Origin of the sequence: Micromonospora sp. WMMA1998 (assembly GCF_027497375.1) — a bacterium.
Lineage (GTDB): Bacteria > Actinomycetota > Actinomycetes > Mycobacteriales > Micromonosporaceae > Micromonospora > Micromonospora sediminicola.
Genome location: NZ_CP114911.1, coordinates 2,627,754 through 2,646,540 on the forward strand (window position 1 = coordinate 2,627,754; position 18,787 = coordinate 2,646,540).

The following is an 18,787-nucleotide window of genomic DNA, read 5'->3' on the forward strand; positions in this document are numbered from 1 at the left end:
GGGCGACGGGGGTGGTGCGGCCGGTCCGGGAGCGGTCATACGCGCCAGGGTAGTGCCCCGGGACTCAGCGGTAAGGACCTGCGGCACGATCACTGGCGACGACGACGATCTCGCCCTGCGGGGCGGCGCTGGCGAGCGTCTCGTACGCCGACGGCTCGTCCACCGATCGGGCGAGCAGCGGCACGGCGCTGACCTTGACGTCGAACCCGCCCAGCGCGCGCCGGTACGCCCCGACCGACTCCCACTCGGTGAGCAGGCACCAGTGGGCCGGGTCGTCGAGCGCCCGCAGCAGGTCACCGCGCAGGTAACCGGGCCGGGCGGCGAGTGCGGCGAGCGCCGCGTGCGCCTCCCGGGTGAACTCGTCCGCCGTTTCGGCGTCCACCACGAACCGGTTGGTGACCAGCACGGCGTTCCTCCTCGTAGAGTTTGTGGCATGCAGCGTACGCAGAGTCCCGTGCTGTCCCGGTTGGCCCGGCTCAACCCGACGACGGTGTTCCTCGCCGCGCTGGTCCTGGTGCTGGTCGGCCTGTTCGCGCCCGGGCCGGCCGGCGGTGTCCTGCTGCTGGTGCTGGCCGCCGGCCTGGTCTGGCTGATGACGGTGACCTGGCCGGTGCAGGCGCCGGCGACCCGGGTGCTCCGGCTGCTGATGCTGACCCTGCTGATCGCGGTCGCGCTGGCCAAGCTGATGGTCGGCTGATCCGTGCGGCCTGACCTGGGCTGACATGCAATCATGCGTTTTTGACAATAATTTTCGTTGTCACGGACAGTTGATCCCATGACCGTTCGTGCCACTCCCCGCGCCCTCGCCGCCGCCACCGCCGCCCTGCTCACCGTCGGCGGTCTCGCCGCCTGCTCGACCGGCGACGGTGGTGGGAAGGACCCGGACAAGGTCGACGTGGTGGCCGCGTTCTACCCGCTGCAGTTCCTGGCCGAGCGGATCGGCGGCGACCGGGTCGCGGTGAGCAACCTGACCAAGCCCGGCGCGGAGCCGCACGACCTGGAGCTGAACCCGCGCCAGGTGGGCCAGGTGGTCGACGCCGAGCTGATCGTCTACCTCACCGGCTTCCAGCCGGCGGTGGACGAGGCGGTCGAGCAGAACGGCGGCGACCGGGCCTTCGACGTGGCCGGGGTGGCCCCGCTGCTCGACGCCGCCGCGGGCGGGCACGAGCACGAGGGTGAGGCCGGTCACGAGGAGGAGGGCGGCGGCAAGGACCCGCACCTCTGGCTCGACCCGACCCGGCTGGCCACGGTGGGCGACAAGCTCGCCGAGCGCCTCGGCCGGGCCGACCCGGACCATGCCGCGGACTACACCGCGCGGGCCGGCGCGCTGCGCACCGAGCTGACGGCGCTGGACACCGCGTACGCCGAGGGCCTGCGCACCTGCCAGCGCCGGGAGATCGTGACCAGCCACACGGCCTTCGGCTACCTGGCCGAGCACTACCAGCTGGAGCAGATCGGCATCAGCGGCCTCACCCCGGAGTCGGAGCCCTCCCCGCAGCGGCTCGCCGAGGTCGCGAAGGAGGCCCGGGAGCACCAGGCCGGTACGATCTTCTTCGAGACGCTGGTCAGCCCGAAGGTCGCCGAGACGATCGCCCGGGAGGTCGGGGCGAAGACCGCGGTCCTGGACCCGATCGAGGGCCCGCCCGCCGAGGGCGACTACCTCTCCGCCATGCGGGCCAACCTGCAGACCCTGCGAACCGCCCTGGACTGCTCATGACCCCACCCGTGATCGAGATCGCGCACGCCACCGTCGGCTACGACGGCCGGCCGGTGCTGCGTGACGTCTCCCTGACCGTGACCGCCGGCGAAGTGGTCGCCGTGCTCGGCGCCAACGGCTCCGGCAAGTCGACGCTGGTCCGCGCCGCGCTCGGCCTGGTGCCGCTCGGCGCCGGGTCGGTCGCCCTCTTCGGCACGCCGCAGCGCCGCTTCCGGCACTGGCACCGCATCGGGTACGTCCCGCAGCGGCTCGGCGCGGGCGGCGGCGTGCCGGCCACGGTGGGCGAGGTGGTGGCGTCCGGGCGGCTGGCCCGCCGGGGCGTACTGCGGCCCGCCGGGCGGGCGGACCGGGAGGCGGTGGCGGCGGCGCTGGACGCGGTCGGGCTGGCCGACCGGGCCGGCGACCCGGTGGCCACGCTCTCCGGCGGCCAGCAGCAACGCGCCCTGATCGCCCGCGCGTTGGCCGGGGGGCCGGAGCTGCTGGTGCTCGACGAGCCGACGGCCGGGGTCGACGCGGCCAGCCAGGAGGCGTTCGCCGGGGCGCTTCGCGCGTTCCGCGACGGCGGGGGCACGGTGCTGCTGGTCGCCCACGAGCTGGGCCCGCTGCGCCCGCTGATCAGCCGGGCCGTGGTGGTGCACCAGGGCGGGATCGCCCACGACGGCGCGGTGCCCGAGCCGGCCGGCCACCACGCGGACCCGGACCACGAGCACGTGCACCCGCACTGCGACGAGGAGCCCGCCGGGCTCTGGACAGGCATCTGAGATGGACCTCTTCCAGTACGACTTCATGCTCCGCGCCCTGGTCGGCGCGCTGGTCATCGGGCTGGCCGCGCCGGCGCTCGGCATCTACCTGGTGCAGCGCCGGCTGGCGCTGATCGGCGACGGCATCGGGCACGTGGCGCTCACCGGCGTCGGCGCGGGGCTGCTGCTGAACCGCTCCCCCGTGCTGGTGGCGGTGCTCGCGGCCACGCTCGGCGCGGTCGTCATCGAGCTGGTCCGCGCGTACGGGCGCACCTCCGGGGACCTCGCGCTGGCGCTGCTCTTCTACGGGGGCATCGCCGGCGGTGTGATGCTGGTCGGGCTCTCCGACGCCAGCAGCGGGTCGCTCAACGCGTACCTGTTCGGGTCGCTGACCACGACGTCGCAGGCCGACCTGGTCACCATCGGCGTGCTCGGCGCGGTGCTGCTGGTGACCATGCTGGTGCTGCGCCCGGCGCTGTTCGCGGTCTGCCACGACGAGGAGTACGCCCGGGTCTCCGGCCTGCCGGTGCGGGCGCTGAACCTGCTCATCGCGGTGGGCACCGCGGTCACGGTGACCATCGCCATGCGGGCGGTCGGGGTGTTGCTGATCAGCGCCCTGATGGTGGTGCCGGTGGCCACCGCCCAGCAGGTGACCCGGGGCTTCCGGTCCACCATGACGGCGGCCATGGCGCTGGGCCTGTTCGCCGCGGGCGCCGGGGTCTTCGTGGCGGCCACCGCCGACACCGCGCCCGGCGCCTCGGTGGTGCTGGTGGCGATCGGCTCGTTCCTGCTGGTGGCGCTAGGCGCGGCCGGCGTCCGGGCGGTGCGGCGTCGGGGTCGGTCGACCGGGCACGCGCCGGTTGCCGAGCCGGCCGAGCACGAGGTGGTGCTCAGGTGAGGCCGCGCCGGCCGGCGCAGCTGGCATTGGTTACCGTTACGGGGTGACCGGCACGAACGGGTACGACGCCTTCGAGGGCGCGGGCGACCTGCTGCGCGCGCTCTCGGCCCCCATCCGGCTGGCGATCGTGAGCGAGCTGGCCGAGGGCGAGCGGTGCGTGCACGAGCTGGTGGAGAAGCTCGGCGCCCCCCAGCCGCTGGTCTCCCAGCACCTGCGGGTGCTGCGCGGCGCCGGCGTGGTGCGCGGCTCGCGGCGCGGCCGGGAGATCGCGTACGCGTTGGTCGACGAGCACGTCGCGCACATCGTGGCGGACGCGGTGAGCCACGCCGGCGAAGGGTCGTCCTGAGTCGCGGATCGGCCCTGTGCCGATGCCCACCCCCCGTGGCAGGCTGTCCGGCGTGAAGATCTACGCCGACCGTTTTCCGACCGCCGTCCGTCAGTTCCTCACCGATCTGCTCGTGGTCGCCTGGGTGTACGCGGCGATCCGCTTCGCGCTGTGGCTGCACGACCTGGTCGAGAAGCTCGCCGTACCCGGGCAGAAGCTGGAGGGGGCCGGCGGCGGACTCGCCGACAACCTGGCCGACGCCGGCGGCAAGGTCGGCCGGGTGCCGCTGGTCGGCGACGAGCTGACCGCCCCCTTCAACCGCGCCGCGGACGCCGCCCGGGCGATGGCCGAGGCCGGCCGCGACCAGCAGGAGCTGGTCGGGCAGCTGGCGCTCGCGCTGACCATCGCGGTGCTGGTGTTCCCGCTCGGCCTGGTGCTGTTCGGCTGGCTGCCGCTGCGGGTCCGCTGGATGCGCCGCGCCGGCGCGGCGAAGGCGATGGCCACCGCGCCCGCCGGCCGGGACCTGCTGGCGCTGCGCGCGCTCGCCGGTCAGCCGCTGTCGAAGCTCACCCGGATCGCGCCGGACGTGGCCGAGGCGTGGCGGCGCGGCGACGACGAGACCGTCGACGCGCTCGCCGCGCTGGAGCTGCGCAGGCTGGGGCTGCGGGCCGGCCGGTAGGGTGTGCCGGTGCTGTACTTCCTGATCGTCGTCGCCGTGCTGCTGCTGGGCTACGCGGGCGTGCTGGTGAGTTTCGTCCGTAAGGGTCGCAAGATCCCGCCTTCGGCGTACCTGGTGTTGGCCGCCCTCAACGGCCTGATCCTGGCGGCGGTGATCGCGTGGGCGATCGCCCGCGGCTGAGCGGCTGTTAAAAGGGGCCCCCTCCTCTACCGGATGCGTTAACAGGGGGCCCTTCCTTACAGGCGGCGGCGGACGTCCTCGGCGGTGGACGGGCCGGGCTGCCATCTGGCCACCCAGGGCAGGTCGGCGGGCGGGGTGACCACCCCGGTCTCCAGCGAGGCGTACCGGCCGGCGACGATCCGCTTCGCGGCGGCCACGTCGACCGAGTCGGTGTTCGACCAGAGGCCGGTGAACAGCTCGTCGACGCGCAGCCGGGCCTGGCGGCAGAACAGGTCGGCCAGCTCGACGTTCTCCGGGTGTTCGGCCAGCTCGGCGTAGGCCCGGACGCAGACCGCGGACATCGCGAACAGCTCGGCGCCGATGTCCACCACCCGGCCGAGGAACGCCTGCTTGCGCTCCATCTTCCCCTGCCAGCGGGACATCGCGTAGAAGGTGGAGCGGGCCAGCTTGCGCGAGGTCCGCTCGACGTGCCGCAGGTGCCCGGCCAGCGGCCCGAACTCCTGGTACGCCCCCGGCGCCTGGCCCCGGCCGACGGCCAGCGTGGGCAGCCACTTCGCGTAGAAGGCGCCGGCCCGTGCGCCGGCCTTCGCCTTGCGGCCCAGCCCCGCGTCCGGGTCGATGATGTCGCCGGCGACCGAGAGGTGCGCGTCGACCGCCTCCCGGGCGATCAGCAGGTGCATGATCTCGGTGGAGCCCTCGAAGATCCGGTTGATCCGCAGGTCGCGCATGAGCTGCTCGACCGCGGCCGGCCGTTCGCCCCGGGCGGCCAGCGAGTCGGCCGTCTCGTAGCCGCGCCCGCCCCGGATCTGGATCAGCTCGTCGGCGATCCGCCAGGCCATCTCGCTGGCGTAGAGCTTGACCAGCGCCGCCTCGATCCGGATGTCGTTGCGGTCGTCGTCGGCGAGCAGGCAGGACAGGTCGAGCATCGACTCCATGCCGTACGTGGTGGCGGCGATGAAGGACAGCTTCTTCGCCACCGCCTCGTGCTCAGCCACCGGCCGGCCCCACTGGACCCGGTCGGCGGCCCACTCCCGGGCCACGTTGAGCGCCCACTTGCCGGCGCCGACGCACATCGCCGGCAGCGAGAGCCGCCCGGTGTTCAGCGTGGTCAGGGCGATCTTCAGCCCCTTGCCCTCGCCGCCGATCACGTTCTCCTTCGGCACGAAGACGTCGTGGAACCGGGTGAGGCTGTTCTCCAGGCCGCGAAGCCCGACGAAGGCGTTGCGCCGTTCCACGGTGATGCCGTCGCTGTCGCCCTCCACCACGAACGCGGTGATGCCGCCCCGCCGCCCCTCCGCCGCCGGCACCCGGGCCATCACCACCAGCAGGGTGGCGACCGTGCCGTTGGTGGCCCAGAGCTTGACCCCGTTGAGCCGGTAGCCGGTGCCGTCGGAGGTGGGCTCGGCGGTGGTGGCCAACCGGGCCGGGTCGGAGCCGACGTCCGGCTCGGTGAGCAGGAACGCGGAGACCTCGCCGGCGGCCAGCCGGGGCAGGAAGCGCTCCTTCTGCTCGGGCGTGCCGAACATCTTCAACGGCTGCGGCACACCGATCGACTGGTGCGCGGACAGCAGCGCGCCGATCGCCGGGCTCACCGAACCGGCGAGCATCAGCGCCCGGCAGTAGTGCAGGTTGCTCAGCCCGAGCCCGCCGTACCTCCGGTCGATCTTCATGCCGAACGCGCCGAGCCGGGCCATCCCGTGGAACACCTCGTCGGGGATGCGCGCGTCGCGCTCGATCGCCGCGCCGTCCACCTCAGACCTGAGGTAGGCCCCGAATGCGCCGAGGAACTCGTCGGCGCGGGCCACGTCGTCCGGATCGGACCGGGGCCAGGGATTGATCAGGTCGAGCCGGAACCGGCCGAGGAACAGCTCCTTGCCGAAACTGGGCCGGTCCCAGGCCGCCTCGCGGGCCGCCTCGGCGACCTGGCGGGCCTCCTTCTCGGAGACCTGGCCCGCCTCGGCGGGCAGCGCCCCCGCGCCGTCGGCGGACTCGGGCCGGCTGTTCTGTGTCGTGGTCACGGCTGCCTCCTGGATGGTCGGTCCGGCTGCGGTCGACGCGCTCGACGAAAACGACGCTACCCCCGGGTGTTACCCAGGGGTAGCGTCGCGTGCACGCCCGATTTGGCGGACCGTCAGTCGCCGGACAGCGTCTGCGGGTCGTCGTCCTCGTCGTCGATGTCGTCCTCACCCCAGTTGCGCCGGGCGAACGGCAGGATCGCCCAGAAGGTCAGGAACCAGATCCCGGTGACCGCGCTGAGCACGAACGCGATCGGCCGGGGCAGCACGAAGTCGGTGACCAGCAGGACCGCGCTGACCATCGCGATCAGCATGAAGAACAGGCCGCCGGTGGCCATCCGGTGGGCGAACCGGACCAGCTCCGGCTTGCGGCCCTGGCGGAACAGCGCCCGGTGGAACGCCACCGGCGAGATGATCATCGCGGCGGCCGCGGCGGCCGCCAGCAGCGCCACGATGTAGACGTCGCGCTGGAAGTCGGTGGTCCGGTTGAAGGCGTTGCTGAACGGCATCGTCAGCAGGAAGGCGAACAGGATCTGCACGCCGGTCTGCGCGACGCGCAACTCCTGCAGCAGGTCGGCGAAGTTGCGCTGCCAGCGCTGCTTCTCGGATTCCTTGGACAACTCACGAACCTCCGGTGAAGACGGCACGGCCGGCGGGTGAACGCCCGCCGGCAGGACCGCCAGTGCCCCGTCCGAGTGATCGCGAAACGCCCTCAGGCTCCGCGGCGGATGCGGCCCTCGTACCGCGCCTCCAACTCGGCGTTGTGCTCGTCGCCGCCGGTGATGTTGGCGGAGAGGTAGACCGGCGGCCGTTCGCCGGTGGCCAGCAGCCGGGCCACCACCTCGGCGACGATCTGCTGGGCCAGCAGCGCCGCGGTGATCGAGGAGACCGCGCCGACCGCGCCGCCGCCGGGCAGCGGCAGCGTCGCGTCGCCGTACGGGGCGCCGTTGTCCAGCACCACGTCGGCGAAGTCGGCGAGCTTGCGGCCGGACGGGTGCCGGGACGCCATCCGGGCCGAGTGCTGGGCCGAGGTGATCGCCACCAGCCCGTGCCCGCGCTCCTTCACGATGGCGGCGAACTCCACCATCGCCCCGTTCACGCCCGAGTTGGAGGCCAGCACGAACACGTCCTGCGGCCGGATCGGGGCCAGCTCGTAGAGGCGGTGCGCCACGGCCGGCTCGCGTTCCAGCTTCGGGCCGAGCACGTCGGCCGGCTCCCCGCCCCGCAGCACCAGGTCACGCAGCGCGATCCGGTTGGTGGGGACCAGCCCACCGGCCCTTCCGGCGATCTCCATGGCGAGTGCCTCGGAGTGTCCGGTGCCGAAGGCGTGCACCACCGCGTCGGCGCGCAGCGCCGTGGCGATCAGGTCGGCCGCCGCGGCCACGTTCCGCCGTTGCTCGGCGGCCACCCGGCCCATCGTCTCGGTCACCACCGCCAGGTAGTCCTCGGCGCTCACCGTCATGCTTCCTCCGCTCCTGTGCACCGGGCGAGGATCGCGGCGGCCAGCGGGCCGGGCGCCTCGTCGGGGATCCAGTGGCTGACGCCGTCGAGCACCAGGAAGCGGTAGTCCCCGGTGACGTGCGCCGCGCACGCCTGCGCGGCCGTCCGACCGATCGCCACGTCCCGGTCGCTCCAGACGTACGTGGTCGGCACGCCCACCGGTCCGACGGCCTTCATGTCCGTCCCGCTCATCGCCCGGTACCAGTTGAGCGCCGCGGTGAGCGCCTCCGGCTCGCGCATCGGCTCGGCGTAGCGGGCCACCGCGTCGGCGTCCCCCACCCCGCCGAGCAGCCGCCGCAGCGCGGCGCCGCGCAGCGCCAGCAGCACCTTCTCCGCCTTGCCGGGCATCCGGAACAGCGCGATGTAGGCGGACTTCGCCTTCTGCCGGGGGTCGGTGGCGAGCGCGTGGCCCATCGCCGCCGGGTGCGGCACCGACACCGCGGTCAGCGTCCGCACCCGCTCCGGGTGCGCCGCCGCCAGCCCCCAGGCCACGATCGCGCCCCAGTCGTGACCGACCAGGTGCGCGCGGGTCACCCCGAGCGCGTCCAGCACGCCGGCCGCGTCGGCCACCAGCTCCGGGATCCGGTACGCCTCGACGGCGGCCGGCCGCGCGCCGGGCGAGTAGCCGCGCTGGTCCAGCGCGTACGTGCGCAGCCCGGCGGCGTGCAGCGCGGGCGTGACCGCGTCCCACTCGCCGGAGTGCTGCGGGAAGCCGTGCAGCAGCAGGACCGGGTCGCCGTCCTCGGGGCCGCCGGTGCGTACCTCGAACGTCAGTCCCCGCGCCTCGACCCGCATGATCACCACCGTAGCCGACAGTTGCCCTGCTGGGCCCGGGGCAGGCGACGGTGCTAGCGTCTGCGACGAGACAACTTCACATCCGACAGGGGAGCGCACAGCGCTGAGAGTGCGGGCCGAGGCCCGCAGACCCTCGAACCTGATCTGGGTAATGCCAGCGCAGGGAGTTCGGTCGACCTCCAGCCGCGCCGCCGTCCGGGCGTTCCGGGCGCGGCGTGCGTCTTCTCCTGGTTCCTCACCTGAACTGGGAGTCCGTCATGAGCCACACCGACAGCAACCGCTGGCGTACGGTCGACATCGTCGTCGCCTCGGTGATCGCCGTCGCCTTCGGCGTCGTCTTCTGGGCCTGGGGCCTGCTCTGGAGCGCCACCGACGCGGCGTTCGCGTTCTTCCCGCCGGCGCAGGCGCTGCTCTACGGCGTCTGGCTGATCCCGGCGGTGCTCGCCGGCCTGATCATCCGCAAGCCGGGCGCGGCGCTCTACTGCGAGACCGTCGCCGCGATCGTCTCCGCGCTGCTGGGCAGCCAGTGGGCGAGCATCGTGATCCTCCAGGGCCTGATGCAGGGCATCGGCGCCGAACTGGCGTTCGCCGCGTTCCGCTACCGCTCGTTCCGGCTGCCGGTGGCGGTGCTGGCCGGCGCGCTGACCGGCCTGGGCGCGGCGATCTTCGACTTCGTCTACTGGAACAAGGCCTACGAGCTGACCTCCTACCGGATCCCGTACGCCCTGATCACGATCGTCAGCGCCACCGTCGTGGCCGGCGTCGGCGCGCACCTGCTCACCCGGGCCCTGGCGAACACCGGCGTCCTGGACCGCTTCCCCGCCGGCCGCGACCGCGCCCTGGTCTGACCGGTCCGCCGCCTGTTGATCAAGGAGTTCGCGTCGGCGGCGGGCGATGTCCCTGACGCGAACTCCTTGATCGACGAGGCTGAGGTCGGAACGGGAGGAGGTGTGGAACGGTGAGCGGGGTGGTTCTCCGGGGGTTCGGGTGGCGGCACGGGGGACGTCGGGCCTGGGCGGTGCGTGGCGTCGACCTGCGCGTCGAGAGCGGGGAACGGGTCCTGCTGCTCGGGGCCTCCGGGGCCGGCAAGAGCACGCTGCTGGCAGCGCTGGCCGGGCTGCTTCCGGAGGACTCCGGCGAGCAGGAGGGCACCGTCGAGATCGACGGGCTGGACCCGCGCAAGGCCCGCGAACGCGTCGGCGTGGTCTTCCAGGACCCGGAGACCCAGCTGGTGATGGCCCGCTCCGGCGACGACGTCGCGTTCGGGCTGGAGAACCGGGGCGTACCGGCCGAGGAGATCTGGCCCCGGGTGGACGAGGCGCTGCGCCGGGTCGGCTTCCCCTACCCCCGGGACCGCCCCACCGCCGCGCTCAGCGGGGGCGAGCAGCAGCGCCTCGCCCTGGCCGGGACGCTCGCGCTGCGCCCCGGGCTGCTGCTGCTGGACGAGCCCACCGCCAACCTCGACCCGACCGGCGCCACTCTGATCCGCCGGGCCGTCGCGGACGCGCTCGACCCGGACACCACGCTGATCCTGGTCGAGCACCGGGTGGCCGAGGCGCTGCCGCTGGTCGACCGCGTGGTGGTGCTGGAACCCGGTGGCGGGGTGCGGGCCGACGGGCCGCCCGAGGCGGTCTTCGCCGCGCACGGCGAAGCGCTGGCCGCCGCCGGGGTCTGGGTGCCCGGACACACCATCCCGCCGCGGCACGCCACCGCGCCGCCCGGGGAGACCCTGCTCGCCGCCGACCGGCTCGGCCTGCCGCCCCGGCTGACCCCCACCGACCTTCGGGTACGCGCCGGCGAGGCACTCGCCGTCCTCGGCCCCAACGGCGCCGGCAAGTCCACGCTGGCGCTGCTCCTCGGCGGCCTGCTGCGCCCCGGTGCCGGTGCGCTCACCGCCTCCGCCGAGCTGGCCGGCCGGGACGCGCGCACTCCCCCGCACCGCTGGCGGGCGCCCGCGCTGGCGCGCCGGATCGGTTCGGTGTTCCAGGACCCGGAGCACCAGTTCGTCACCGGCACGGTGCGGGACGAGTTGGCGCTCGGCCCGCGCCGTACCGGCCGGTCCGAGTCGGACGTGACCGACACCGTGGACGCGCTGCTGCACCGGCTGCGACTGGACCGGTTGGCCGGCGCCAATCCGTACACCCTCTCCGGCGGCGAGGCGCGGCGGCTGAGCGTGGCGACCGCCCTGGCCACCGCGCCCCGCCTGCTGATCTGCGACGAACCCACGTTCGGCCAGGACCGGCGGACCTGGCTGGAACTGGTCGACCTGCTCGCCGAGCTGCGCGACGCCGGCCACGGCGTGGTCGCGGTGACGCACGACGCGGACTTCGTCGCCGCGCTGGCCGACCGGACGCTCACCCTGGACCGCCCGCCCGCCGACCTCGACCGGACGCGCCCGGCCGGGCTCGCCGGCCAGCCGGGTCCCGTGCTCGCCGCCCTGCCTGGGTCCGTCGGCTCGTCGTCAGGCGGTCTCGGCGCGGACGAGTCACCGTCCCCGCCCGGCCGTCACGGCGCGGACGGGCCACCGTCGACCCCGCCGCGAGGGGCGGGCGCACCGTGATCGATCTCGAACCGGTCGCCGCGCCCGACGCCCCGCTGGCCCGGCGCAACCCGGTGGCGAAGGTGGCCGCCGCGCTGGTCTTCACGCTCGTGCTGGTGGCGACGCTGGACCCGGTCGCGCCGGCCATCGCCATCGCCATCGAACTCGCGGTGCTGCCACTGTTCGGCGTCCGCTACCGGGTGCTGGCCCGACGGGCCTGGCCGCTGCTGGCCGGAGCCGTGGGCATCCTGGTCACGCTGGTGCTCTTCGCCGCCGACCGGTCCGGTCCGGTGCTGCTCGACGCCGGCCCGGTGCTGGTCACCCAGGGTGTGCTGGTCACCGCCCTCGGCCTGGTGCTGCGCATGCTCGCCGTGGCGCTGCCCGGGATCGTCGTCTTCGCCACCACCGATCCGACCGAGCTGGCCGACGCGCTGATCCAGAACGCGAAGGCGCCGGCCCGGTTCGCCATCGGCGCGCTGGCCGCGTTCCGGATGGTGCCGCTGCTGGAACAGGAGTGGCGGATGATCAGCATGGCCCGGCGGGCCCGGGGCGTGGACGCCGGCCGGAACCCGCTGGCCAAGCTGCGGCTGTTCGGCTCGACCGCGTTCGCGCTGCTGGTCGGCGCGATCCGGCGGGGCACCCGGCTGGCCGTGGCGATGGACGCGCGGGGCTTCGACGCCGGCACGCCGCGTACGGTGGCCCGGCGTCAGCACTTCACCCGGGCCGACGCCCTGCTGGTGGTCACCGCCGCGCTCCTGGCCGGCGCCGCCCTGACCACGAGCATCCTCCTCGGCACCTTCCGCCCCCTCATCGGCTGACCCAGCCTCCGGTGCGTCGATCATGAAGTTGGCGGCACTCGGCGCCCGAATTGTCGCCGCCAACTTCATGGTCGACGCCGTGGGGAAGGGTGGAGCCCCGGGCGCGGCGCGTCCGGGGCTCTGTCGGTCAGCTGCGGCGGAAGGCGTAGAAGCGGGTCTGGCCGGCGCGCTGGCTGCGCCCGGTGACGCCCGACCGGCCTCCGGCGGGCGGGCCGGCGGTGGGCGGCGCCGGGGCCTGCTCCGTCGGCAGGGACACCGGCGTCGACGGCGCCACGGTGAGCGCGTCGAGATCCCTCGGGGTCACCTCCCGCAGCGACGGCGACGGCTTGCGGGACTTCTTCGGGCTGCGCTTCGCGGGCATCCGCGGTCCTCCTGTCTGGCGGGCGCGCCGACCACGGACGCGCCGAGCGGGTGCGCCCCGGGTGCGATCCGACCGCGACAGACACCGCGAACCACGGCGGCGGGAGGGGATGCGGACGCCCGGAGCAGGACGGGTCCACCGGCACGTAGGGCGGTGGACCGGGCTCGGAAGAAGGGCGTCAGTTACGCATGCCCGAAGGCTAACCCGCCCCGAGCCGATCGCGCATCCGAATTACCGCGGAACGCACCGCCACCGGCCACTCACCCGGCGTCGACGTCCCGGCCCACTCCCCCGGCGACCGCGATACGGTCGCAGCACGGCAGCGAGGACGAGAGGTGGCGGTACGCATGGCACAACAGGCGACGGCGCAGATCGGGGTCACCGGTCTGGCGGTGATGGGTCGCAACCTGGCCCGGAACCTGGCCCGCAACGGTTTCGCCGTGGCGGTGCACAACCGCTCGCCGGAACGCACCCGCAGCCTGGTCGCCGAGCACGGCGACGAGGGCACCTTCGTGCCGTCCGAGTCGCTGGCCGACTTCGTCGGCTCGCTGGAGCGGCCGCGTGCGGTGATCGTGATGGTGAAGGCCGGCGCGCCGACCGACGCCGTGATCGACGAACTGGTCCCGCTGCTGGAGGAGGGGGACATCGTCGTCGACTGCGGCAACGCGCACTTCGCCGACACCCGCCGTCGGGAGGAGGCGCTGCGCGCGCACGGGCTGCACTTCGTCGGCACCGGCGTCTCCGGCGGCGAGGAGGGCGCGCTGCGTGGCCCGAGCATCATGCCCGGCGGCTCGGCGGAGTCCTACCGCAAGCTGGGCCCGATCTTCGAGAAGATCGCCGCGCAGGTCGAGGGGACGCCCTGCTGCCGGCACATCGGCCCCGACGGCGCCGGGCACTTCGTGAAGATGGTGCACAACGGCATCGAGTACGCCGACATGCAGCTCATCGCGGAGGCGTACGACCTGTTGCGGGCCGGCCTGTCGGCGAGCCCGGCGGAGATCGCGGAGATCTTCCGGGAGTGGAACGGCGGCGAGCTGGAGTCCTTCCTCATCGAGATCACCGCCGACGTGCTCGGCCACACCGACGCCGCCACCGGCCGGGCGTTCGTGGACGTGGTGCTCGACCAGGCCGAGCAGAAGGGCACCGGCCGCTGGACCGTGCAGAGCGCGCTGGACCTCGGCATCCCGATCACCGGCATCGCCGAGGCCACGTTCGCCCGGTCGCTGTCCGGGCACGCCGACCAGCGTGCGGCCGCCCGCCGGGTGTTCGCGGACGCCGGCGACAAGTGGCAGGTCGACGACCGGGACGCATTCGTCGAGGACGTCCGCCGGGCGCTGCTCGCCAGCAAGATCGTCGCGTACGCGCAGGGCTTCGACCACATCCGGGCCGGCAGCCGGGAGTACGACTGGGACATCGACCTGGGTGGCACGGCCACCATCTGGCGCGGCGGCTGCATCATCCGGGCCCGCTTCCTGGACCGGATCCGGGAGGCGTACGACGCCGAGCCGGACCTGTCGACGCTGCTGGTCGCCCCCTGGTTCGCCGACCGGGTCAGCGCCGGGGTCCCGGCCTGGCGACGGGTGGTGGCCGACGCGGCCCGCGCGGGTGTGCCGGCCCCGGCCTTCGCGTCGTCGCTGGCCTACTTCGACGCGCTGCGCGCCGAGCGGCTGCCGGCCGCCCTGATCCAGGGGCTGCGGGACAACTTCGGCGCGCACACCTACCACCGGGTGGACCGGGACGGCTCGTTCCACACCCGCTGGGCGGGCGACCGCTCCGAAGTGGAGGCCTGAGCCTCACCACGCCCGCTCGGGCGACGGACGGCGGTGGGCCGGGGCCGACCCGGTTTCGGGGGCCCAGTCGGCGGCCGGCTCACCGGCGGCCAGCTCACCGATCTCGCCGGAGCGGACCGCCGGGGTGTGCCCGACGTCGGCGCACCAGCGCTCGGCCACCCCGGCGCACAGCTCGGCGACCGCCTCGCGGCGGCTCGGCTCCACCAGGTCGGCGCCGGCCAGGGCGGCCGTCATCTCGTACCGGAGATCGCGCATTCTCCACCCCCGTGGCGGCGCGTCCCGGCGGCGCGCCCTGCGCCGATCGTAAGCGGAACGCCCCGCGATCCGGCCGGAAAGCCGGATGCGGGGCGTCCGCGGGACGGCCGGCACGGGGCCGACCGTCGGGGTCAGAAGAACCGGCGCCGCTTGGCCTTCTGCGGCCGGATCATGTCGGCGCCCTTGGTCAGCAGGCGGCTCACCCCGGTCGGGCCACGACGGGCCTCCAGGGAGTGGCTGAGCCGGCGCGCGCCGGCCGCCGCCAGCGGCACGGCGACCGCCATGACCGCCCACTGCGCGATCCGCTTCTGAATCATGTGGTTCACCTCCGCGTTGGCTGCTGTGGATACTCGTACCCAGCGCGGGGCGTCGCTAAGCGTGACCTCAGGCTCCGGGGGCCACCGGGTTGGGCAGCGCCCCGCCGAAGCGTCGGTCGCGCTGGGCGTACAGCTCGCAGGCGTACCAGAGGTGACGGCGGTCGAAGTCGGGCCAGAGCGTGTCCAGGTAGACCAGTTCGGCGTACGCGGTCTGCCAGAGCAGGAAGTTGGAGATCCGCTGCTCACCGGAGGGACGCAGGAACAGGTCGACCTCGGGCACCTCGGGGTGGTAGAGGTAGCGGGCCACCGTCTTCTCGGTGACCTTGTCCGGGTGCAGCTTGCCGGCGGCCACGTCACGGGCGATCGCGGCGGCGGCGTCGGCGATCTCCGCCTGGCCGCCGTAGTTGACGCAGAACTGCAGCGTCAGCGTCGAGTTGTCGCGCGACATCTCCTCGGCGGTCTGCAGCTCGGAGATCACGCTCTTCCAGAGCCGCCCGGCCCGCCCCGACCAGACCACCCGCACGCCCAGGTCGACGAGCTGATCGCGGCGGCGGCGGATGACGTCGCGGTTGAAGCCCATCAGGAAGCGGACCTCGTCCGGCGAGCGCCGCCAGTTCTCGGTCGAGAACGCGTACGCCGACAGGTAGGGGATGCCCAGCTCGATCGCGCCCTCGATGGTGTCGAAGAGGCTGTGCTCGCCCTGCTCGTGCCCCTTGGTGCGGGGCAGCCCGCGCTCCTTCGCCCAGCGGCCGTTGCCGTCCATCACGATGGCGATGTGCCGGGGAAGCGCGCCCGCGGGCAACGCCGGCGGGCGCGCGCCGGACGGGTGCGGGGTCGGCGGCACCGGCTCGCGGCGGCGCGCCCTCGTCGATCGGATCACTCGGTCATCTCCCTGTTCACACCGGCGGCTGCGGGCCCGGAGCCGGCGCGCGGCGGGACCACACCCGGCCCCGCCCCGTCCGGCGGCGGGACCGCGCCGGTCGCCGGGCCACCCCGGTCGACCAGCGGCAGCGAGCGTAGCGCGCGTTCCAGATGCCACTGGAGGTGCGCCGCGACCAGCCCGCTGCACTCCCGGCGGACGCCGTTGTCGGCGGCGTCGGCGTACGCCCAGTCGCCGGTGGTCAGCGCGGACATCAGCGCCAGCGTGGTCGGCGCGGGGTGGGCGGCGCCGGGGGGTCGGCAGTCCGGGCAGACCGCGCCGCCGGCCGGCACCGAGAACGCGCGGTGCCGGCCCGGCTCGCCGCAGACCGCGCACGCGCTCAGCGCGGGCGCCCAGCCGGCGAACGCCATGCCCCGCAGCAGGTAGGCGTCCAGCACCAGCGTGGTGGCGTGGTCGCCCCGGGCGAGGGACTTCATCGCGCCGAGGGTGAGCTGGAACAGCCGCAGCGAGGGTTCCCGCTCCACCGGGGTCAGCCGCTCGGCGGTCTCGGCGATCGCGCTGGCCGCCGTGTAGCGGGGGTAGTCGCCGAGGAACCGCTTGCCGTACAGCTCGATCGCCTCGACCTGGCTGACCGTGTGCAGCGAGCTGCCCTGGTTGCCCTTGGGGTCGCCGGCGAGCTGGAGGTCGACGTGCCCGAACGGCTCCAGCCGGGCGCCGAACCGGCTGGAGGTGCGCCGGACGCCGCGGGCCACCGCGCGCAGCCGGCCGTGCCGGCGGGTGAACAGCGTGATGATCCGGTCGGACTCGCCCAGCTTCTGCACGCGCAGCACCACCGCGTCGTCGCGGTAGAGCTGTCGGCGGTACCCGGCCATCAGGCCATTCTCCCTCGGGGTCCGATCTCAGGGTCGGCTCGGGGTGCGCCGGCGGGCGATCCCCGATGTGTCGGCCGCCCGGCCGGCCCTAGTGTGCTGGCCATGGCTTCGCTCCGAACGGCGTTCCGGCCGCGCACCGCTCTCCGATCGCCGCGTGGGGTGGTGGCCGCGACGGCGGCCACCACGCTGATCGTCCTCGCCGGGTGTGACACGCTGTCGTTCCGCCGGCTCGACTACGACCAGACCGAGCGGACGAAGATCGCCCGCATCACCGTCGACGACGGCGGGTCGGGGGACGTGATGGTCCGCGCCAACGGCCCCGCCGACCAGGTACGGATCAAGCGGGTGGTGCGCTACCAGGGCGGCGAGCCGAACAGTCGGTACGAGATCAGGGGCGACGAGCTGGTGCTGCCCACCGACTGCGGCCAGAGGTGCAGCATCTCCTGGGAGGTGACCGCACCACCGGGCGTGGCGGTCCGCGGCGGCACCGGCTCCGGCAACGTCGACCTCAGCGGGGTCGGCGCGGTGGAGTTCACGCTCAGCTCCGGGGACCTGACCGTCAACGGGGCGACCGGCGAGGTTCGCGCCGCGACCACCTCCGGCAACATCCGGCTCGTGGAGGCGACCCACCCGGTGCGGCTGCGGGCGCGCTCCGGCGACATCGAGGCCCGCCGGCTGACCTCCGCGATCGACGCGGAGGCCACCTCGGGCAACCTCACCGTCGAGCTGGACCAGCCGGCACCGGCCCGACTGCACGCCACCAGCGGGGACGTCGACCTGGTCGTACCGAACGGCCGCTACCGGGTGCGGGCGGACGCGAAGTCCGGTGACACGGAGATCACCGTGACCAACGACCCGGGCGCGTCGGTGCTGCTCGACGTCTCCGCCACCAGCGGCAACGTCACCGTCACCGCGCGCTGAGCCAGCGGGCGCCCTCCGCGACGCGCTCGCCGTCGCGGGGCGCCGGCACCCGGACCCCGACGCCCACCAGTCCGCCCTCCGCGCCCGCGGGGGCCGGGCTGGCCGGGGCGGCCGCCGCCCGGTCGGCCACGGTCCGCCGGGTCCCGCCGGGAACCAGTTCCGGGGTACGCCGGGCGGCCAGGTCCTCGACCCACCCGACCAGCAGCGTCACCACACCGACCAGCACGAACACCAGTCCCACCCGCAGCCACAGGCCGACCGGGTCGCGCGGCGACCAGCCGACCAGCCCGACCAGCGGGGTGAGCGCCACCACGAACGGCATGTGCCAGAGGTAGACGGTCAGCGCCCGCCGGTTGACCACCGTCACCGCGCGGCCGAGCACCGGAACCCGGTCGACCCAGTCGGCGCCGGTGGGCGCGCGGCCGATCGCCACCAGGATGAACGCGGCCGACCAGAGCGCGTTGCCGAGGTGGATGTCGTTGATGTCAAAGCCGCGCGGACCCGGGTGGGTGGCGATCCAGGCCAGGCCGGCGGCGCCGAGGACCCCGGCGACCGGCAGCAGCACCCGGTTGCGCATGCGCCGCAGCAGACCGTCGTGGTGGGCGAAGCCGAGCAGCCACGCGCCGAAGTAGAGGCCGAACTCGCGCAGCACGGTCGGCGGGTTCGCCAGCACGCCGAACTCGATCGCCGCCAGCAGCGCGTACGGGGCGGCCAGCGTGGGCAGCGGCGCCCGGCGGAACAGCCACAGCACCAGCGGCGAGGCGAGCACGAACCACAGGTAGTCCCGCAGGTACCAGATCGGGCTCAGCGCCAGCCCGCCCCAGTAGTTGGCCGGCGGGTCGCTGATCGGGAAGAGCCAGAGGAGCACCTTGGGCGTGAGCGGCAACCCGGTGAGCAGCATGGCCGGCACGAAGACCGCGGCGAGCACCCAGAGCGAAGGCAGCAGACGGCGCAGGCGGCGCCCGACGGCGGGCACCCCGGTGCGGTCCAGCGAGGCGGCCATCAGCGACCCGGCCAGCGCGAACATCACCGCCATCGCCGGGAACACCAGCGTGAGCGTGGCGTAGCCGGTGACGTGGTAGGTGACGACACGCACGATGGCCAGGAAACGGAGCAGGTCGAGGTAGCGGTTTCGCATCAGCTCGCAGCCGTGTCCGGGGGCAGGGACATGGTTCCCTACCCTGC

At 74.1% G+C, this 18,787-nt stretch carries 23 protein-coding genes and 1 riboswitch; of the genes, 12 read left to right on the forward strand and 11 right to left on the reverse strand.

Features of this window, described 5'->3' with window-relative positions:
• Positions 1 to 64: 64 nt before the first annotated feature.
• Positions 65 to 406: an antibiotic biosynthesis monooxygenase family protein gene (locus O7600_RS11510; protein ID WP_091572145.1), complete on the reverse strand. Its 342-nt coding sequence runs from the start codon at positions 404 to 406 to the stop codon at positions 65 to 67.
• 27 nt (positions 407 to 433) lie between these two features.
• Here O7600_RS11510 and O7600_RS11515 point away from each other — a divergent pair, with 27 nt between their 5' ends.
• The 7 genes from O7600_RS11515 (at position 434) to O7600_RS11545 (ending at position 4,539) form a co-directional block, all read left to right on the forward strand.
• The gene (locus O7600_RS11515; protein ID WP_091572141.1) at positions 434 to 697 is read left to right on the forward strand and encodes a DUF6703 family protein; all 264 of its coding nucleotides are present in this window, start codon (positions 434 to 436) and stop codon (positions 695 to 697) included.
• A 78-nt stretch (positions 698 to 775) separates the two neighbouring features.
• On the forward strand, positions 776 to 1,717 hold the full coding sequence (locus tag O7600_RS11520; RefSeq protein ID WP_281593589.1) for a metal ABC transporter substrate-binding protein: 942 nt from the start codon (positions 776 to 778) through the stop codon (positions 1,715 to 1,717).
• Positions 1,714 to 2,478, forward strand: coding sequence for a metal ABC transporter ATP-binding protein (locus O7600_RS11525; protein WP_281593591.1), 765 nt, complete (start codon positions 1,714 to 1,716; stop codon positions 2,476 to 2,478). The genes O7600_RS11520 and O7600_RS11525 overlap by 4 nt, the downstream gene beginning before the upstream one ends.
• A gap of 1 nt (position 2,479) precedes the next feature.
• Positions 2,480 to 3,355, forward strand: a complete 876-nt coding sequence (locus O7600_RS11530) for a metal ABC transporter permease (protein WP_281593592.1) — start codon at positions 2,480 to 2,482, stop codon at positions 3,353 to 3,355.
• 43 nt (positions 3,356 to 3,398) lie between these two features.
• Positions 3,399 to 3,701, forward strand: coding sequence for a metalloregulator ArsR/SmtB family transcription factor (locus tag O7600_RS11535; protein ID WP_091572124.1), 303 nt, complete (start codon positions 3,399 to 3,401; stop codon positions 3,699 to 3,701).
• A gap of 52 nt (positions 3,702 to 3,753) precedes the next feature.
• Positions 3,754 to 4,359, forward strand: coding sequence for a hypothetical protein (locus tag O7600_RS11540; protein WP_099164039.1), 606 nt, complete (start codon positions 3,754 to 3,756; stop codon positions 4,357 to 4,359).
• A gap of 9 nt (positions 4,360 to 4,368) precedes the next feature.
• Positions 4,369 to 4,539: a hypothetical protein gene (locus O7600_RS11545; protein ID WP_172967943.1), complete on the forward strand. Its 171-nt coding sequence runs from the start codon at positions 4,369 to 4,371 to the stop codon at positions 4,537 to 4,539.
• A 56-nt stretch (positions 4,540 to 4,595) separates the two neighbouring features.
• Here O7600_RS11545 and O7600_RS11550 read toward each other — a convergent pair whose 3' ends face one another.
• From O7600_RS11550 to O7600_RS11565, 4 genes are all read right to left on the reverse strand, one after another.
• Positions 4,596 to 6,557, reverse strand: a complete 1,962-nt coding sequence (locus O7600_RS11550) for an acyl-CoA dehydrogenase family protein (protein ID WP_281593593.1) — start codon at positions 6,555 to 6,557, stop codon at positions 4,596 to 4,598.
• Between the two features lie 113 nt (positions 6,558 to 6,670).
• Positions 6,671 to 7,174: a DUF6328 family protein gene (locus O7600_RS11555; RefSeq protein ID WP_281593594.1), complete on the reverse strand. Its 504-nt coding sequence runs from the start codon at positions 7,172 to 7,174 to the stop codon at positions 6,671 to 6,673.
• Between the two features lie 92 nt (positions 7,175 to 7,266).
• A complete protein-coding gene (locus O7600_RS11560; RefSeq protein ID WP_281593595.1) occupies positions 7,267 to 8,016 on the reverse strand; it encodes an SIS domain-containing protein in 750 nt (249 codons plus the stop codon).
• Positions 8,013 to 8,849, reverse strand: coding sequence for an alpha/beta hydrolase (locus tag O7600_RS11565; RefSeq protein ID WP_281593596.1), 837 nt, complete (start codon positions 8,847 to 8,849; stop codon positions 8,013 to 8,015). The genes O7600_RS11560 and O7600_RS11565 overlap by 4 nt, the downstream gene beginning before the upstream one ends.
• A gap of 77 nt (positions 8,850 to 8,926) precedes the next feature.
• Positions 8,927 to 9,033: riboswitch (TPP riboswitch) on the forward strand.
• Positions 9,034 to 9,106: 73 nt separating this feature from the next.
• Between O7600_RS11565 and O7600_RS11570 the strand changes: the two genes are divergently transcribed.
• The 3 genes from O7600_RS11570 (at position 9,107) to O7600_RS11580 (ending at position 12,206) form a co-directional block, all read left to right on the forward strand.
• A complete protein-coding gene (locus O7600_RS11570; protein WP_281593597.1) occupies positions 9,107 to 9,697 on the forward strand; it encodes an ECF transporter S component in 591 nt (196 codons plus the stop codon).
• Between the two features lie 110 nt (positions 9,698 to 9,807).
• Complete coding sequence (locus tag O7600_RS11575) at positions 9,808 to 11,409, forward strand: ABC transporter ATP-binding protein (RefSeq protein WP_281593598.1); 1,602 nt, start codon at positions 9,808 to 9,810, stop codon at positions 11,407 to 11,409.
• The gene (locus tag O7600_RS11580; RefSeq protein ID WP_281593599.1) at positions 11,406 to 12,206 is read left to right on the forward strand and encodes an energy-coupling factor transporter transmembrane component T; all 801 of its coding nucleotides are present in this window, start codon (positions 11,406 to 11,408) and stop codon (positions 12,204 to 12,206) included. The genes O7600_RS11575 and O7600_RS11580 overlap by 4 nt, the downstream gene beginning before the upstream one ends.
• A 127-nt stretch (positions 12,207 to 12,333) precedes the next feature.
• Here the strand turns inward: O7600_RS11580 and O7600_RS11585 are convergent, their stop codons facing one another.
• Positions 12,334 to 12,567, reverse strand: a complete 234-nt coding sequence (locus O7600_RS11585; RefSeq protein WP_281593600.1) for a hypothetical protein — start codon at positions 12,565 to 12,567, stop codon at positions 12,334 to 12,336.
• Between the two features lie 347 nt (positions 12,568 to 12,914).
• Between O7600_RS11585 and gndA the strand changes: the two genes are divergently transcribed.
• On the forward strand, positions 12,915 to 14,357 hold the full coding sequence (gndA, locus tag O7600_RS11590; protein ID WP_281594128.1) for an NADP-dependent phosphogluconate dehydrogenase: 1,443 nt from the start codon (positions 12,915 to 12,917) through the stop codon (positions 14,355 to 14,357).
• 3 nt (positions 14,358 to 14,360) lie between these two features.
• On the opposite strand, the gene O7600_RS11595 is transcribed toward gndA, so the two are convergent.
• The 4 genes from O7600_RS11595 to recO form a co-directional block, all read right to left on the reverse strand.
• A complete protein-coding gene (locus O7600_RS11595) occupies positions 14,361 to 14,612 on the reverse strand; it encodes a thioredoxin reductase (RefSeq protein ID WP_281593601.1) in 252 nt (83 codons plus the stop codon).
• 131 nt (positions 14,613 to 14,743) lie between these two features.
• Positions 14,744 to 14,929 (reverse strand): hypothetical protein, encoded by a 186-nt coding sequence (locus O7600_RS11600; protein WP_098746930.1) that lies wholly within the window; start codon positions 14,927 to 14,929, stop codon positions 14,744 to 14,746.
• A 67-nt stretch (positions 14,930 to 14,996) separates the two neighbouring features.
• Entirely contained in the window at positions 14,997 to 15,809 is an 813-nt protein-coding gene (locus tag O7600_RS11605) for an isoprenyl transferase (RefSeq protein WP_281593602.1), read from the reverse strand.
• Positions 15,806 to 16,681, reverse strand: coding sequence for a DNA repair protein RecO (gene recO / locus O7600_RS11610; protein ID WP_281593603.1), 876 nt, complete (start codon positions 16,679 to 16,681; stop codon positions 15,806 to 15,808). The genes O7600_RS11605 and recO overlap by 4 nt, the downstream gene beginning before the upstream one ends.
• 102 nt (positions 16,682 to 16,783) lie before the next feature.
• On the opposite strand from recO, the gene O7600_RS11615 reads away from it, so the two are divergent.
• Positions 16,784 to 17,602: a DUF4097 family beta strand repeat-containing protein gene (locus tag O7600_RS11615; protein WP_281593604.1), complete on the forward strand. Its 819-nt coding sequence runs from the start codon at positions 16,784 to 16,786 to the stop codon at positions 17,600 to 17,602.
• On the opposite strand, the gene O7600_RS11620 is transcribed toward O7600_RS11615, so the two are convergent.
• Complete coding sequence (locus O7600_RS11620; protein ID WP_281593605.1) at positions 17,589 to 18,740, reverse strand: acyltransferase; 1,152 nt, start codon at positions 18,738 to 18,740, stop codon at positions 17,589 to 17,591. The genes O7600_RS11615 and O7600_RS11620 overlap by 14 nt on opposite strands.
• Positions 18,741 to 18,787: the final 47 nt, after the last annotated feature.